The organism is Nocardia sp. NPDC127606 (assembly GCF_042671725.1).
Classification (GTDB): Bacteria; Actinomycetota; Actinomycetes; order Mycobacteriales; family Mycobacteriaceae; genus Nocardia.
The window spans coordinates 1-16,442 of the sequence record NZ_JBHXWQ010000016.1 but is presented as its reverse complement, the minus strand read 5'-3'; the positions used below and the strand labels follow the sequence as shown (position 1 = coordinate 16,442).

Below are 16,442 nucleotides of genomic sequence, written 5' to 3'. Positions count from 1 at the left end.
GGATCAGCTCCTGGCGTTCGTAAGCTCAACGGGGAGAGGTGACTTAAAGGCCGTTGAGGCCCAGCATTTTGGAGGACATCGTCATCGCCACACCCAGGCTGACGGAGCCGAAGAAGGCCACGGTCAGCGACCCGGTCAAAGCGGTCAGACTCAACACAAAGAACACGCAGGTCGCCAACACGATGGTCGCGCTGGTCAGATCCATACTCGAAACCCGACTACGTGCGTTGGTCATGAGTGAAGGGTTCACCGTCGAGCAGGCGAATAAACCGGAACCGGTCAACGATGTTGATATGGCGACATTTTCGGACTTCGGGATTGAAGCGCCCAGCAAATGGAAGAGGTCGGTTCACCTCCCGCCCTGAACAGTGTCCCGATGCCCCTGTGCTCATGCCGGATCGTGAAGCCACCGCGGCGGTAACTGCGTTCTGGTCGTGCTCGTGCAGCAGCCGCGGAACGAGGGAGGCGGGGGATGAGGGTTCTTGCTCGATGTCGCGGTGTAGGCAGGCGGTGCCATGGCTGCTCGCGCCAGATGCTCATCTAGGCGTGGGTCTACGGGCGGCGATGCTGTGTCGCCGATAGTCTGGGATCGGGCGGTCGTGGTGAGGTGGAAGTCGTGGAATCCAACGAAGCGGCGGGCGAAGAGATGGGGCCGCCTGCGCCACTTAGTGTGGACGTCGAACGGGAGGACGGTCAGGTTCCAGGCCTGCCTCGGCCGCGATCGGACGGAATGCCTGTCCCGTGGACGACATTCATGCTCGATGTCGAGGATGTGTGGTGGCGCACGATGGATACTCCGCGGCTGCTTAGGTGTCAGGCCGAGTGGTTGTGTCAGGTGTGTGGGCTGGACCTTGCATCGACGGCATGGGTTGTGGTCGGTTCGGAAGGTGAGATCCTCAGCGACGCGGCACTTCATCGTGACTGTCTCACGATCGCGCACAGATGGTGTCCGGAGCTGAGTCGTTCAACGTATGAGCCGGTCGAGGCCGACCGACAGCGGATTCTTGCCGATGGACTGCCACTCAGCAGCTTTGCTGACAGGAATTTCGGCGGAGGGTTCGGAGCCTACGGCGACGTCGTTCGCCGGTGGACTCTTGCGAGGACCTAGCGTTGAGCAGATCAGGCAAAGTGCGAGGTAGCGACGTTCGACGGCTATTTCCGACAGCATGCTATTGATCGCTGGGATGGAGCTGCTCGTGGAGGGTGTTGTCACGACTTGTCGATGCGCGCTTGTCATGAAAATGCCTGGCCGGGATAAGTGCGATGCAATTGACCCGACGGTAAATTTCTTGCAAAGTGGTCAGGGAATAAGGCCGGCGCGGCGGGCGTTTACGACGGCTTCTAGGCGTGTCTTCGCGTGCATCTTGGACAGAATCGATTTCATATAGCTCTTGACGGTGTGAAGAGTTAGCCCGAGGATTGTTGCTATCTGCCGGTTGGGCATACCCGCTGCGGCCAGGCTCACAACGTCGATCTCGCGGGGGGTCAGGGGGGAGTGGATTGCGGCAGGTGGGTTGTCGGCTCCAGCGAGCTGGAGTGTGATCCGCTCGATCGCCTGTCGCAGTTCAGGTTCTGTGATCGTGCGACTCAATAGACGCAGCTGGTTGTGGGCGACCCGGAGCTGCTCACGGAGCTGAGTCCCGTCGGACTGGGGACTGGTCTTGATAGCTCTGCGGACGACGAGTTCCTGTTCAAGTGCCCGCGCTTCTTGTGCGATGAAGTCTTGAATTCTGTCCCCGATGACCTGGGTGCCCCGGAATGCTCCATAAATGATCGCCACTGGGTGGCGGGCGATGATGAGAGGAACAGCGACCACCGATCGCAAGCCTTCGACGCGGATGAGTGCGTCGTAGCGGTGAGTGATGCGGTCGGATTCGAAGTAGTCAGTCACCGCAACGGACCGCATGAGGGCGAGCGATCGTCCTCCGAGTCCTTCGTTGACAGTCAAGGTCAGGCCCGCTAGGGCCCCGGTCGTGGGTCCGGCGAAGTGTTGGAGGCGCACGTCGCCTGAGTCCTGCGCGGAGCCACCGAAAGCCACAGAGACACCTGTCGCTGCCCAGATGCGCTCTAGCGCCCGCGCCATCCCTGTTTCGAGGTCATCGGCTGTCGGCAGTGATCGGGCACTGTGAATGACATCCGGATCAACCCGATCATGTGGTGGCCAGGAATAGTTCATATGACGGTGACTACTTCGACGGTGAAGTCCGGGGCGGCGGCGCTTGCAATCGTAAGCTCAGTAAATCCGCTGTGGATATCACGGTTGCGACGCGCCAGCAGCTGCAACGGGTGCTGTGCGGATACCAAGGTCAATGCACTCTCCTGGGCGACAAGCAAAGATGCGATCGCCTCCAACGTACCGCCACCAGACGAACAGCTATGCCCCAACGCTCTCTTTCGCTAGGTGTCAGGGCCAGCTCGGTGTCGGCGGACGCTGCTCCGCTCGTGTGGAGTCGGGTCTCCCGACCCTATAGCGGCGGAGAATTTTTCCGGACCAGCTGCTAGCGCTGTCGCAGCAGAAAGCGCTGAATCTTGCCGCTGGGAGTCTTTGGCAACTCGTCGATGAAATGGACAGTGCGGGGATAGGCGTGCGCGGCGAAGCGCGTCTTGACCAGTTGCTGCAACTCCGTCTCCAGTGACGGGGAACCGTCGATTCCGGGTCCTAGTACGACGAAAGCTTCAAGAACCTCACCGCGTAGCTGGTCCGGTCGGCCGACTACGGCAACGTCTATCACGTTGGGGTGAGTGATGAGCACGCTCTCCACCTCGAAGGGACCGATGCGATATCCAGCCATGATGATCACGTCGTCATCGCGAGCCGTGAAGTAGAAGCGACAGTTCTCATCGACTCGGCCGGTATCACCGGTGAGATACCAGGAGCGGTCCTCGGTGAATCGTTCTGCAGTCTTTACTGGAGCATCGAGGTATCCAGTGAAGAACATCAGCGGGCTGGAAGCGACATCGATGGCAATCTGGCCGTCAACTATTCCTGTCGCGAAGCCCGGCATCGCAAATCCCATCGAGCCTGGTTCGACTGATGAGCGCAGGCTGTCATGCCAGTGGTTGTTGATGAACATTCCGTGCTCGGTTTGTCCGTAGTGGTCGCGTACCTCGGTGCCCAGTGCTGTGCGCGACCATTCGACGACGTCCGGTGTCAGTGGCTCACCCGCCGAGGATGCGCGCCGCAGCATGATTCCTTTGATCGAGGGATCCTTGCTCAGGGTGCGGTAGACCGTCGGGGCGCTGGCGAAGTTGGTGACGCCGAACTCGGTGAACACGCGCGCGGTGACCGCGGCCGAGAACCCTCCGCGAAGCAGCAAATTCGGTCGACCGATCGCAAGCGGGCCGAGGACACCGTAATAGAGGCCGTAGGCCCAGCCCGGGTCCGCCGCGTTCCAGAAGACATCGTCGTCTGCGATGTCGAGACCGTAAGTCATGTAACAGGCGAACGCAGCGAGGGCGCGCACAGGAATTGGTACCCCTTTCGGCGCTCCAGTGGTGCCGCTGGTGAACAGCAGAATCAGGGGTGCGTCGCCGCCGACCGCCACTGTCTCGGTGGTCGGCGCAGACTCGGCGACGAGCTGATCGAATTGTTCGCCAGCGACTATGGTCGCGACCTCGAGTCCGTTGAGTTTGTCGACCTGGCTGGATTCTGTGACCACGACCCGTACTTGCGCTGCAGTGAGACGCATCTCGATAGCAGGCGGAGCGAAAGCAGTGAACAGGGGGACATACACCGCGCCGAGCCGTGCGATGGCCACGAGCGTGACCACCAGTTCCGCACGTTTGCCCATCAACACGCCTACGCGGTCACCACGGCCGATTCCGTGAGCGGTGAGCACGGTCGCAAAACGCTTGGAACGTTCGGCCAGATCGCCGTAGGTGAGTTCGATCGATTCCAACCGTTCGCCCTCGGGCTCGATGACGGTGAAAGCAACCGAGCAAGGGTCGCGGCGATCAACGAGCAGCGTGGCGACATCGGCATCGGGTGCGGCAAATGTGTGCAGCCACTCCTCGATGGAGTGCGACACCGTGGTGTCGGGATCGACGCCGGGTGAGGTGGAGTGTGTCATTGTCGAACCTCTTCGGTCTGGTCGGTGTAAATCGTGTCACAGTGTCGATCTCATGTGAGATCAGCGCTACCCCCCAAAGCGGGTGCGCTGATCGGAGCTCACCACTCTGCATCTCCGTGCTGAAGGCCCGGCTCGCTGCTACCGATGGGCACAGGTAACAGCGGATCAGCGTCAGCTGTGATGGCGAACCGCGAAGAAGTGCGACGGAGGACGTCAGGTGCGAATGCCGTGCGTGAGAATCGAGGCAAGTTCACGGTAGGCGGCAGCGTCGTCCAAGCCGGTTGCAGCACGCACACCGCGTTGTTGGATGCGAACCATCATTGTGGCAGCGAGGTCGGCGGCAAAAGACGCGTGCACGTGTCGGAATGCGCCGCTTGCGACACCTTCGTCGATGAGATCCCGAACGCGACGAGCGGCGATGCGAGTGTTGCGTTCGTACACTGCCCGCGCCGGCGCGAAAGCTTCGAGGTCGGTCATGAATCGTTCCGATGCCACCGATAGCGCGGCCCCGACGGCGGTGAGGTACGCGGGAATGCGCTCGCCTGCGTCTGTGGTCGCGGCGACCTTTGCTTCGACGGCGTCGGTCGCGCGCTTGAAGAAGTGCACCGTCGCGGCTGCCACCAGCTGCTCCTTGCTTCCGGCGAGGGTGTACAGGGTGGATTTGGAGCACTTGAGCCGGGCAGCGATCGCGTCGAGAGTCAAGTGGGCAAACCCCTCGGTCAGGAGTAGATCCACCAATTCATCGAACAGTTCGATGCGGCGGGCGGTCGCGAATGCCGAGGGTTGCTCCATGCCACCCAATAGTACTGGCGAGTATCTTGCAGTACCGTGGGTCGATGAGTACTGTGGAGAAGTCTCTAGTACTGTCCGTCGTATCGCTTCTAAGGGGATGGCCGTGCCTGTCGATCGACACTTACTCACTCAAGAGGCCCGGGACCTCCTCCAGCTCACTCGTGATGTCGCGGATAAGGCTCTTTCTCCAATCGTGGACGAGCACGAGGAGACCGAGTCCTATCCCGAAGAGATATTCGCGACGTTGGGCGAAGCCGGGCTTCTGAGCCTTCCCTATCCCGAGAGCTGGGGCGGAGGCGGACAGCCCTACGAGGTCTATCTCCAGGTACTCGAAGAGCTCGCCGCGCGTTGGGCGGCAGTGGCAGTCGCGGTGAGCGTGCACAGCCTTGCCTGTCATCCGATGCTGGCGTTCGGCAGCGAGGAACAGAAGCAGCGATGGCTCCCGGAAATGCTGAGCGGCAGCACGATCGGTGCCTACAGTCTGTCCGAACCGCAGGCCGGCTCGGACGCCGCAGCACTCACGTGCAAGGCTGCAGTCACCGACGACGGGTACCGGATCACCGGCACCAAAGCCTGGATAACCCATGGCGGCATCGCAGACTTCTACAACTTGTTCGCCCGTACCCGTGAGGGCTCCCACGGCGTCTCATGCTTCCTGGTTCCGCGTGACACCGCCGGACTGAGCTTCGGTAGGCCGGAGAAGAAGATGGGTCTGCACGCGGTGCCAACCACCTCGGCGCACTTTGACAATGCCTTCGTCTCGGCCGAGCGCCGCATCGGCCTTGATGGTCAAGGACTGCAGATCGCGTTCAGTGCCTTGGATTCCGGCCGGCTCGGCATCGCCGCAGTCGCGGTAGGTATCGCACAGGCGGCACTGGACGAAGCCGTGAACTACGCCAAGGAGCGAACGGCCTTCGGACGCAGAATTCTCGATCATCAAGGGCTCGGTTTCCTGCTCGCCGACATGGCCGCTGCCGTGGACTCCGCCCGTGCCACCTATCTGGAGGCGGCGCGGCGCCGAGACGCTGGTCTGCCCTACTCGCGCAACGCGTCAGTAGCCAAACTCGTCGCCACCGATGCCGCCATGAAGGTCACCACCGACGCGGTTCAGGTACTGGGCGGCTACGGCTACACCCGTGACTTCCGCGTCGAGCGGTACATGCGCGAGGCCAAGATCACCCAGATTTTCGAGGGCACCAATCAGATCCAGCGTCTGGTCATCAGCCGCCACCTCGCCGGCTGATCCAGCCGGCTCGATCCGAAAGAGGTTCCACCAGTGCACACGTCCGTGATCATTGCGGGTGCCCGTACCCCGATCGGCCGCCTCGCGGGCAGTCTCGCTGGATTCACCGCCGCAGAGCTCGGCGGAGTGGCAATCGGCGGCGCTCTCGACAAGGCCGGACTTTCTCCCGATCGGGTCCAGTACACGATCATGGGACAAGTGCTCACCGCTGGAACAGGGCAGATGCCGGCCCGGCAAGCCGCAGCGAAAGCCGGTATCTCGATGTCGGTGCCCGCGTTGAACATCAACAAGGTGTGTTTGTCCGGTGTCGAGGCGATCATCCTGGCCGACCAGTTCATCCGCTCCGGTGCATTCGAGGTGATCGTGGCCGGTGGCATGGAGTCGATGAGTCGAGCTCCGCATCTGCTGCCGGGTTCGCGGGCCGGGTACAAGTACGGCGGAGTCACTCTTCTCGACCACATGGCCTACGACGGTTTGCGCGATGCCTTCACCGATCAGCCGATGGGGCTGCTTACCGAAGCCGGTAACGACCGCGACCCGATCGCCCGTTCCGACCAGGATGCCTTCGCCGCACGCTCACACCAGCTGGCCGCAAAGGCATGGGACGCAGGTGCTTTTGGCGAGGAGGTGGTTCCGGTCGAGATTCCTGCGGGGAAACGGCCGGGTAGTTGGTTCAGTCGTGACGAGGGCATCCGGCCCGACACCACCGTCGAGACTCTGGCCCGGCTGCGTAGCGCCTTCCGAGATGACGGCACCATCACCGCTGGAAACGCTTCGACGATCAACGACGGCGCGTGCGCTCTGGTCGTGACCAGCAAGGATTATGCCGAAGCGCACGGTTTGACCTGGATCGCCGAGATCGGTGCGCACGGGATGGTCGCCGGACCGGACTCGGGCCTGCAACTGCAGCCCGCCGCGGCGATCTCACAGGCCTGCAAAGTACAAGGAATCGCTCCCACCGACCTGGACGTGGTCGAGATCAACGAGGCCTTCGCCGCCGTCGGAATCGCCTCGACCCGTGCATTGGGGATCGATCCCGACCGGGTCAATGTCAATGGTGGAGCCATCGCCCTCGGGCACCCGATCGGAATGTCGGGCGCCCGGATCACCCTGCACCTGGCACTGGAACTGGCCCGCCGCGGGGGTGGCACCGGCGCCGTCGCACTGTGCGGTGGTGGCGGCCAGGGCAACGGATTGATCCTTCGCGTGCCGAACTGAACATCCACCTGCAATCAGATTACGCAAGAGGCCAGGAGAGTCATGAACATCGAAGGTGCCGTCGCAATTGTCACTGGCGGAGCATCGGGGCTCGGTAACGCCACAGCCCGTGCCCTGCACGGGCGTGGCGCAAAGATTGTGCTGATCGACCTGCCATCGGCAGACAGAGATTTCGCAACAGCAGGATTCGATGACGGTGAGGTGTACTTCGCGCCCGCTGACGTTACCCACGCCGACGACGTAGCAGCCGCTCTCGACCTAGCCGTCGGGCTCGGGGAATTGCGGATAGTGGTGAACTGCGCGGGAATTGCCACCCCCGGTAAGGTGTTGGGCCGAAACGGGCCACTGGAGCTCGAGAAGTTCGAGCGCGTGCTCCGAGTCAACCTTGTAGGCACGTTCAATGTCATCCGGCTCGCGGCTCAGAGAATCGCCGACACTGAACCAGTGGACGGCGAGCGAGGCGTGATTATCGATACCGCTTCTGTGGCGGCCTTCGACGGCCAAATCGGCCAGCCCGCGTACGCAGCCTCCAAGGGTGGTGTAGCGGCAATGACGTTGCCTATCGCACGCGAGCTCGCCGAGCATCTTATCCGGGTGGTAACCATCGCCCCGGGCATCTTCGAAACCCCGATGATGGCCGGGCTACCTGTCGCCGCGCAGGAATCTCTTGCAAAGCAGGTGCCGCACCCATCGCGCCTGGGTAAGGCGATTGAGTACGCTGCGTTGGTTACCCACATCGTCGAAAATCCCATGCTCAACGGAGAGACTATACGACTCGACGGCGCCGTCCGAATGGGCCCAAGATAGTCGGCCTTCGAGGAAGCGAGGAAGCGAAGAAGCTGCGTGAAGATTGTCCTGGACGCAAGGCGAGTTGCTAGTCTATATATTGGGTATTGACGCCATCGATTGGCTCGATGGCGGAGCGAATACCGTCCTAATATGGTGTGAGGTAACGGGTCCCAATCCCTCGCTCCTATTTCGCAAGTGCCTTGTCGGCACGGCGTCGCGCAGGGTTCGCGATATCGAAAAACTGTGCACGACTTACGTCCATTGTGGATCATACGCTTTGCATGCGTGAGTCGCGAGGGTCGGCTGCCGCAATCCTGTCGGCATCTGTATTCCGCGCGCCTCACACCGAGAAGGTCATGGGTTCGATTTCCCCTAGATCCACCATGTGTGCAGGCCAGGACGGGTTCCGAAAACATCTTTGGAGTCCGGCCTGACCTATTACTTGTAGTAAGTACCCACTAATGTTCGCGACCCAAACCCACTATTCTCGAACCCTTCCCCGGCAGCGGCGTCGTATACGTGACGGCTGGCGGTATCACCAGCCGCGGCCGCTGCACATGGTTACCCGGCGAGCGCGCGTTAGAGACGACGGTCGTCACCGGTGCCGGTTGCTGATACCGCGACGGGACCTTACTCGCCCTAGCCGTCGTGCGAACGTCCGCGCCCCGCGCGTCCCGAAGCGAGCGGGGCGGGTCGTGGAAGTAGGGGCAGCTCGGTGGTGGCGGCCGAGTTGAGGGGGAGCTCCCGGATGAGTTATCCACTAGTGCTATGAAGGCTTCTGTGTGTGGGGATCTCTGCGTGTTTCCGGTTGGCGCCATGCGCCGTGCAATATACGTGCAATAGTGCAGCCCAATGTTGCCTATCGGTGCGTACATCTGCGTGATCGCGATGGAGTGCAAAGTTCCTGGTAATCGCCGGTTTTCCGAGGTGGGAGCTGGTTTCGGTCTCCTGGTGTCTGCCGGTTCGAAACCAGCTGGGACCACCACAAAAATGCAGGTCAGGGCCTTATTGGTGACGGCCTGCACTTTTCGTGCAATATACGTGCAATAGCGTACGTCGCTAGGACGCTGAGGCGGGGCCAAATTGGGTCGCCAGGGGCATCGGGATGCCTCGCCTACAAGTGATTCCAGTCACAATGGCTTGCAACCGCTGTCTGATGCACTGGCTGCCTCAGTTGATCGGCCACATCGCCGCGTCGATATCTTCGATCGCGATCCGGATCTGACTGCGGAATCTGTAGGCGGCAAGCGTGCCGTCGGCGATCATCCTTCGAATGGTGTCGGTACTGACGCCGGCTCGTTCGGCGGCAAATTTGACGGAGACATAGCGGCTCGGGTTCGGAGTCCGCTTGGCGCTACGCCGGGGATGGCACGCCAACCCAACGTGGCCGCCAGTCTCGTCAGGAGCGAGGCGTCCGCAGTAGTGCTCGCAGCAGATCGTGTTGCCGCGACATTCGTGGTCCGGGTTCTCGATCACCGCACCTTGGGTGCATGGGCCGACTAGTAGTTCTGGTCTCTCGGCTGCCGCTGTGATGGAGGTTGATGAAGGCATCAAGAGGGGGCTGGCCGTCGGTCTCGATGACGAGAGTGGTTCGTTGGTAGTCGTGAATCGCGAAATATCCAGTGTGTACATCGGGCACCTATCGGTGTATGCCCGCTCAATGACTCTTTCCTCCTCTAGGAAACCTGATATTGGAGGATTTCGCCAGCAACTGTCCGTAGACGGAGTGGAAGCAGGCGAGGCGGGACACGACAACGAAACAACCCATGCGAACCTCGCACAGGTGGTGCAGGTTCAAATCCTGTCAGCCCGACAGTGAAAACCCCCTCTGACCTGGGTCGGAGGGGGTTCCGTATTTTCGGAGATTTGACGCTTTTCGGCCAATTCCCACAGAAACCCCACGTTTTGAACTCCACGGCCCGAAAAAGACTCGCGAGTAGACTGCCCTCGCGGCGCCTGTCGACGAGTTCAGCTGAACTCGTTCCACCCTGATGCCGAGGGTTCGTTGGCTGGACCTGGCGCTGTTTGTGCCCGTCGGCGTTTGCGCGGCTCTCATGATCAACCTGCTGACTCGACTGGGGTCGAGCTAGCCTGCGACGTGGCGGCGGCGCGCGGGTGCACGTGGAAGGACTCGGCTCGACCGGGAGGTCGGTCGAGCCGAATAGCTCCCACGAGTAGATCCTCGGTACGCATCTCTCCAGCCCGAGTCGATCAGGGCGACTGTGGATCCCGCCCGCCACGCTGGACGAGGCGCAAGTTGCCGGGTGTGGGTAGCTTGCCTGCTGTGATGCGACCGAACCAAGATCTCGCGACGGTAGTCCTCGACCAATGGGGCGCCGTGTGGTGCCGAGCCTCAGCGACGACCCCGACTCGGGCCGGTGGGGCGAAGGCAACCATGATCTCGTCGGATTACCTCGTTTGACGCCGGCCACCGCGCCGACATCATGGCGCGCTGACTGGCGATGTCTCACAAGACCTCGGTATCGGCCATGAGAAACCAGTCCGCGAATTCCCTGGCGCGAGGCCGGCAATCGCGTGACCATCGGCAGCCTCTCTATCGCCGCTGCGGTCGGTGAGCGGGAGAACTCCTTGCGCACCGCGCTGTGTGTGTTGCTTGACATCTATCACCGGCACCCGGAATTCGACCGGGAGTGGATCGAACCACTAATGCCGCTACTACCTGCTCGGCGATCGTGGGATTTCGGCAAGCCGGGCAACCGGGAGTTTAGGACTTGAACGATGCGGGGCGCGCAGGACTCAGTGGCCAGTCGTCTGCCGACGTTCCCTGCCTCTCGCGCTCGTCAGCTATCTCGAACTAGCCACGACGGCCCCCGTGAGTTCGCGTCAGACATTCTGCTCGAGCAATTGCCCGGGGTGACCAAACGTGTCGAGCGCGGGTGTTCGGCCTCGAAGCGTCGGGGTAGGATTCGAAATGGGTTTTGATTTTGATCCGCACAGGGTCAAGGCTCACGCCGCGGGAGACGGGATGACGGTCCTCCTGGATCAGCGGTCCGGTGGTTGCCGGCAGAGAACGTATGAGGACTCTTGGCGGTCGGGACACCAAGGGGCTTGTGTCGGCAACCGCCGATCCACATGGAGGTACCCGGATACCCGAAGCCTGCCGATTACCGGTGGCGCCCGCGCTGGCAGGTCTGGATGAAGTTGTGAATCGGTGACAGGACCCGCCTTCCTTCGGGTGCCGCGATCTGTGGGGTGCAAGCGTTCGCGGGTGGGGTAACTGTCCTCAGCCCGCACCATGGTTCTGGCGATTCAGCAGCGCGGAACACTGTTGGTGGATCTGCGTACTGCCCCTGATGGCGGGCGTCCGTGACCCGAGCTGGCGACGTGGTCATGTGTCAGAGTTGGGTGATGATGCGAGTGCCCAAGTCGCTGGTGAACAGTGGCTTGCCAGCCGGTGCTGCTCCGATTATGGCGTCATCGAACTCGCCTGGGGTCCATCGGTAGTTGTCGTCGGTGGTGATGATTTCGACTTTGCGTGGCAGGATCGGCCAGTGACCGACCTTGGCCAGTTCGGTGGTCTGGCTGTTGGTCGGTTCTGTGCTGGAGTAGGACAGATAGTTTCGGACCTGATGGTCGATCCGGGTGATTTCCAGCTTCGCCAGCGCGTAGCGCGTGAGCAGCGCACCCCGCCCGATGCCGCAGATCGTCAGCGGATGGTGGTCGCCCTTTTCGGCGATGGTGCGCAGGATGGCTTGCTGCAGGCTCGAGTAGGCGGTGCCATCGAGAGTGTCGCTGGTCATGGGATGGACCAGGATAAGGTCGTAGCCCGCCTCGTGGAGTGCGTTTCGGAACGAGTATTCGCCGTGGTCGACCTCGGCAGTCAAGGCGGCAGCATCGTGGACGCGGGAACCGGAGCTGCCGACCAGAATGAACGGGGCCCTCAATGTCCTCCTGCCGACTGGGTACACCGATGCGCTGCCGAGAGGCAGCGCCCATTCATAGGCGGGTGCAGCAGTTGTCATCGTCGAAGCTCCTCACACAGGTCGAAGTCGGAACCCATTGCTCAGCTCGAACTCGAATAGGAAACCACTGCTCAGGCTGCCCAAGAGGTGGATTGGACGATATCGGTACCGAGCCGGCGACTTGTTCGGTCAATTCCGCGATGGTGTTGTATCGACAGGGCGACACCGCGGTGCGTTGTGGCTACATCATGGTCTCGACTCTGGACCAGAACACCATTCGCCAACTCGACGGGATCGATGTCGAATGTGTCTTCACAGACAGGGCCCCTCCGGCAAAGACGCACCGACCCGCGCCGTGTGGCGTTGTCGGCGGCAAACGTCAAACGACCATCTACTGCTGCCCACGCTGCTCGACCGGGTACAGCCCTTACAAGGGCGTCCGGGCGGGCACGCCGCGACACCCGCTCGCGGCATGAACCACCACACCCGCGAGTCAACCGAACTCGGGGCACTCCCCGACGGGTATGTGACGAACTGCGATAACGACGTATCACCGAACACCGTGAAGGTTGTTCAGAGCCACTTGATACGGCGGAACACCACGACCAGTGTCGCGCAGATGGTGGCCATCGTGGCCAAGACCGCGGGGTAGCCCCACGCCTGCTTCAGCTCGGGCATGTAGTCGAAGTTCATGCCGTAGATGCCGGCGATCATCGTGGGCACGGCGATGATCGCGACGAATGCTGAGATCTTGCGCATATCTGTGCTTTGCTGGACGGCGATCTTGGCGACCGCGGCGCCGACGAGCGTGGTCAAGGTTTCGTCGAGGTCGTTGATGCGTTCGGCGATGCCGCTGTGGTGGTCGGTGACATCGCGCAGGTAGCGGCGGACTTCCTTGGGCAGCGGTGTCTGCGGGCCCGCGAGGGATTGCAGCGGGCCGGCCAGTGGGCGTACCGCGCGGCGCAGTTCCACGATTTCGCGTTTGAGCTGGTAGATCGCCTCGATCGGGATGGTGGTGCGTGGGGTGAACAGTTCTTCTTCCATGGACTCGACGTCGTACTCCACCGCCGAGGTGACGTCGTGATAGGACTCGACGACATGGTCGGTGATCGCGTGCAGGACGGCTCCGGGCCCGAGAGCGAGGCGGTCGGGGTCGGCCTCGAGCCGGTGGCGCACTCGGGCGAGTCCGGTGTGGTCGCCGTGGCGGACCGCGACGACGACGTCGGGCCCGGTGAAGACCATGATCTCGCCGGTTTGCACGATCTCGCTGACGATGTGCATGTCGTGTTCGACGTAGGCGACGGTGCGCATCGCGGCGACCAGGGTGTCGTCGTAGCGTTCGAGCTTGGGACGTTGGTGGGCGTTGACGGCGTCCTCGACCGCGAGGGGGTGCAGACCGAAGACGTCCGCGATCTCACTCATCTGATGCTCGTCGGGTTCGAACAACCCGACCCACACGAAACCTGTAGCGCGGGTGCGGATCTCAGCTAGCGCGGTGGCCGGTGTGAATCGGCCGGGGAGCCGGGCGCCGTCGACGTAGGCGGCGCAGTCGACGATAGCGCGCGCGGTCGGCACGGTCGGTTTGGGCACCACCTCGACGACTCGGCGGCGCCGGGACCGGAACTGTGCACCCGCGACCATCGAGCTGATGCTGCGAGGCGACGTCGCCCCTGCCGCTGTTGTACCGGTGGAAATCATCTTGTGAACCATCGATTCGACCGTTTCGAAGATCAGCTGCCGTGTTGGTAAGGCAGGGACGGATTAGGCGCTCCCGGAGTCAAGTCGATGTCAACATGTCTCGCAGCATGGCAGGCGTCCGAACAGTCGCATAACCGCGTCGGCATCGCCTTCTGTGCGGGCGTAGAGATTGCGTAAGGATCGCCGTGGTGTCGTCCGATACGCCGCCTTTGGCGCTATCGTCGCGAGCCGGGCCGCCGTCGGGCTGCCCGTTGCTCGCGGAGGGAACAGTGTGTGACCGAGACGTCGACGCCCGAGACCACAACCGGGCGTAGTACGCCACGCGAGGTCGTGCGACTCGCTACCATCGTCGCCGCACTGGGCGTGGTGTTCGGTGACATCGGCACCAGCCCGATCTACACCCTGCAGACGGTGTTCAATCCGGCCGATCCGCATCCGGTGCCGGTGAGCCAGGACAACGTGTTCGGGATCGTCTCGCTGATCTTCTGGTCGGTGACGGTGATCGTGACGATCACCTATGTGATGCTGGCGATGCGTGCCGACAACGACGGCGAGGGCGGCATCATGGCGCTCATCACGCTGCTGCGGCGCTGGAGCGCGCCGGGCGGCAAGCGGACCGCGGCTTTCCTCGCGGCACTGGGGATCTTCGGCGCCTCGTTGTTCTTCGGCGATTCCATGATCACCCCGGCGATCTCGGTCCTCTCGGCTGTCGAGGGATTGAAGATCGTCGAGCCGTCGTTCGAGGAGTTCATCATCCCGATCACCGCGGTCATCATCGTGATCCTGTTCCTGGTGCAGCGCAAGGGAACCGCGGTCGTCGGACGGGTATTCGGGCCGGTGATGATCGCGTGGTTCACCGCGATCGGGGTGGCCGGGATCGGGGGCATCAGTGACAATCCGGAAATCCTGAAGGCGATCTCACCGACCTACGCGCTGGGATTTCTGTTCGGCCACTTCGAAATCGCGTTCTTCGCGCTTGCCGCGGTGGTCCTCGCGGTGACCGGCGCCGAAGCCCTCTACGCCGACATGGGTCACTTCGGGCGGCGACCGATCGCCCGAGGCTGGCTGTTTCTGGTGTTCCCGGCATGCATGCTCAGCTACATGGGCCAAGGCGCGCTGATTCTGTCCGACCCAGCGAACATCACCAGCCCGTTCTTCCTACTCGTTCCCGGCTGGGGTCGACTCCCGATGGTGCTGCTGGCCACCGCCGCGACGGTCATCGCCGCCCAGGCCGTGATCACCGGCGCGTTCTCCGTCGCCTCCCAAGCCGCTCAACTCGGTTACCTGCCGCGACTGCGGATCGTGCACACCTCCGACTCCACCATCGGTCAGATCTATGTCCCGTGGATCAACTGGCTGCTCATGGTCTCCGTCTTGGTTCTCGTCTTCGCGTTCCGCAGCTCCCACGCCCTCGCCTACGCGTTCGGGATGGCGGTCACGGGCACCATCACCATCACCACGCTGCTGTTCTTCTACGTCGCCCGCGCCCGGTGGCGTACCCCGTTCTGGCTGCTCGCGCTCGGTGCGGTGCCGCTGCTGGGCATCGATCTGCTGTTCCTCGGGGCGAACCTCACCAAAATCGTGCACGGTGCGTGGTTGCCGTTACTCATCGGCGTCATCGCGTTCACGGTGATGACCACCTGGGAACGCGGCCGCGACATCGTCACCGCCGCACGCGAGCGCCTCGAGGGCCCGCTGCAGCAATTCGTCGACGAACTGCGCGTCGACCGCCCGAAGACCTTCGAAGTTCCCGGCACGGCGATCTTCCTCAATCGCGGCAAACAGACGACCCCGCTGGCCATGCGCGCCAACGTCGAACACAACCATGTCCGCCACCAGCATGTCGCGATCGTCAGCATCACCACCGACCCGATTCCCCGGATCCCACCGGAGGAACGACTCACGATCGATCCCCTCGGCCACGGCGACGACGGCATCATCCACGTCACCGCCCGCTACGGCTACGTGGAACGACCCGACATCCCGGAAGTACTTCGGCTGCTCGACCCGTCGGCGACCGAAGGCCGACTCGACCTCGAACACGCCTCCTACTTCGTCTCCAAGATCGAACTCCGTCGCGGCGACCAACCGACCATGGCGGGCTGGCGCAAACGACTGTTCATCGCCACTTCCTACATCACCGCCGACGCCGCCGACTATTTCTCCCTGCCCCGCGATCGCACCGTCATCATGGGCTCGCACGTCGACGTCTGACCGCGGACGGTTCGCGAGTCAGGAGACCTTGCGCCGGTAGGCGGCCGTGGCGACGAGGTAGGCGACGACGAGGATGCCGACGCACCAACCCAGGGCGATCCAGATGTCGGTGCCCACCGGCTCCTGGGTGAACAGATCGCGGATCGCGTTGACGATGGAGGTCGCGGGCTGGTGTTCGGCGAACGCGCGCACCGGGCCGGGCATGCTGTCAGTGGGCACGAACGCCGAGCTGATGAACGGCAGAAAGACCATCGGTGTTGTCACCGCTGTCGGATCAAAGGTCCGCGACTTCAGTATCGGTGATGCGGTCTATGCCCGCCCTCGAGACCTGCGCATCGGCACCTTCGCCGAGTTCATCGCCGTCGACCAGGCCGACGTTGCCCACAAGCCCGTCTCGCTTTCCTTCGCCGAGGCAGGCGCGGTTCCTCTCGTCGCACTGGCCGCATGGCAGGCACTTGTCGACGTCGCCGACGTCAAACCAGGACAGCGGGTGCT

The 16,442-nt window shown here is 62.6% G+C and carries 13 protein-coding genes and 1 pseudogene; 6 read left to right on the top strand and 8 right to left on the bottom strand.

Annotated features, from left to right (window positions below; genetic code table 11):
• Window positions 1-43: 43 nt before the first annotated feature.
• From ACFVJ5_RS35470 to ACFVJ5_RS35455, 4 genes are all read right to left on the bottom strand, one after another.
• Entirely contained in the window at window positions 44-235 is a 192-nt protein-coding gene (locus ACFVJ5_RS35470) for a hypothetical protein (RefSeq protein WP_379227079.1), read from the bottom strand.
• 1,065 nt (window positions 236-1,300) lie between these two features.
• Complete coding sequence (locus ACFVJ5_RS35465) at window positions 1,301-1,891, bottom strand: response regulator transcription factor (RefSeq protein WP_379227077.1); 591 nt, start codon at window positions 1,889-1,891, stop codon at window positions 1,301-1,303.
• Window positions 1,892-2,498: 607 nt separating this feature from the next.
• Window positions 2,499-4,070: an AMP-binding protein gene (locus ACFVJ5_RS35460; RefSeq protein WP_379227075.1), complete on the bottom strand. Its 1,572-nt coding sequence runs from the start codon at window positions 4,068-4,070 to the stop codon at window positions 2,499-2,501.
• Window positions 4,071-4,283: 213 nt separating this feature from the next.
• Window positions 4,284-4,862: a TetR/AcrR family transcriptional regulator gene (locus tag ACFVJ5_RS35455; RefSeq protein WP_379227073.1), complete on the bottom strand. Its 579-nt coding sequence runs from the start codon at window positions 4,860-4,862 to the stop codon at window positions 4,284-4,286.
• Window positions 4,863-4,965: 103 nt separating this feature from the next.
• Here ACFVJ5_RS35455 and ACFVJ5_RS35450 point away from each other — a divergent pair, with 103 nt between their 5' ends.
• Genes ACFVJ5_RS35450 through ACFVJ5_RS35440 form a run of 3 tightly spaced genes read left to right on the top strand, consistent with a single transcriptional unit; the run spans window position 4,966 to window position 8,130 of the window.
• On the top strand, window positions 4,966-6,105 hold the full coding sequence (locus ACFVJ5_RS35450) for an acyl-CoA dehydrogenase family protein (RefSeq protein ID WP_379227071.1): 1,140 nt from the start codon (window positions 4,966-4,968) through the stop codon (window positions 6,103-6,105).
• 33 nt (window positions 6,106-6,138) lie between these two features.
• Window positions 6,139-7,323, top strand: a complete 1,185-nt coding sequence (locus tag ACFVJ5_RS35445; RefSeq protein WP_379227069.1) for an acetyl-CoA C-acetyltransferase — start codon at window positions 6,139-6,141, stop codon at window positions 7,321-7,323.
• 42 nt (window positions 7,324-7,365) lie between these two features.
• Window positions 7,366-8,130 carry an SDR family NAD(P)-dependent oxidoreductase gene (locus tag ACFVJ5_RS35440; RefSeq protein ID WP_379227068.1) on the top strand — a complete coding sequence of 255 codons (765 nt, stop codon included), beginning with the start codon at window positions 7,366-7,368 and terminating at the stop codon, window positions 8,128-8,130.
• A 1,152-nt stretch (window positions 8,131-9,282) separates the two neighbouring features.
• Here the strand turns inward: ACFVJ5_RS35440 and ACFVJ5_RS35435 are convergent.
• Entirely contained in the window at window positions 9,283-9,588 is a 306-nt protein-coding gene (locus ACFVJ5_RS35435) for an excisionase family DNA-binding protein (RefSeq protein ID WP_379227066.1), read from the bottom strand.
• Between the two features lie 52 nt (window positions 9,589-9,640).
• On the opposite strand from ACFVJ5_RS35435, the gene ACFVJ5_RS35430 reads away from it, so the two are divergent.
• The gene (locus ACFVJ5_RS35430; protein ID WP_379227064.1) at window positions 9,641-9,931 is read left to right on the top strand and encodes a hypothetical protein; all 291 of its coding nucleotides are present in this window, start codon (window positions 9,641-9,643) and stop codon (window positions 9,929-9,931) included.
• Window positions 9,932-11,468: 1,537 nt separating this feature from the next.
• Here the strand turns inward: ACFVJ5_RS35430 and ACFVJ5_RS35425 are convergent.
• Together ACFVJ5_RS35425 and ACFVJ5_RS35420 are read right to left on the bottom strand one after the other, a co-directional pair.
• Window positions 11,469-12,095 (bottom strand): hypothetical protein, encoded by a 627-nt coding sequence (locus tag ACFVJ5_RS35425; protein WP_379227062.1) that lies wholly within the window; start codon window positions 12,093-12,095, stop codon window positions 11,469-11,471.
• Between the two features lie 513 nt (window positions 12,096-12,608).
• Window positions 12,609-13,676, bottom strand: a complete 1,068-nt coding sequence (locus ACFVJ5_RS35420) for a magnesium and cobalt transport protein CorA (RefSeq protein WP_379227060.1) — start codon at window positions 13,674-13,676, stop codon at window positions 12,609-12,611.
• 330 nt (window positions 13,677-14,006) lie between these two features.
• On the opposite strand from ACFVJ5_RS35420, the gene ACFVJ5_RS35415 reads away from it, so the two are divergent.
• Window positions 14,007-15,947 carry a potassium transporter Kup gene (locus tag ACFVJ5_RS35415; protein WP_379227058.1) on the top strand — a complete coding sequence of 647 codons (1,941 nt, stop codon included), beginning with the start codon at window positions 14,007-14,009 and terminating at the stop codon, window positions 15,945-15,947.
• Between the two features lie 18 nt (window positions 15,948-15,965).
• Here ACFVJ5_RS35415 and ACFVJ5_RS35410 read toward each other — a convergent pair.
• Window positions 15,966-16,202, bottom strand: a pseudogene (locus tag ACFVJ5_RS35410) (ABC transporter permease); the annotation flags it as partial.
• Between ACFVJ5_RS35410 and ACFVJ5_RS35405 the strand changes: the two are divergent.
• A partial coding sequence (locus ACFVJ5_RS35405; protein ID WP_379227056.1) for an alcohol dehydrogenase catalytic domain-containing protein occupies window positions 16,102-16,442 on the top strand: 341 nt, incomplete at its 3' end. The pseudogene ACFVJ5_RS35410 and the gene ACFVJ5_RS35405 overlap by 101 nt on opposite strands.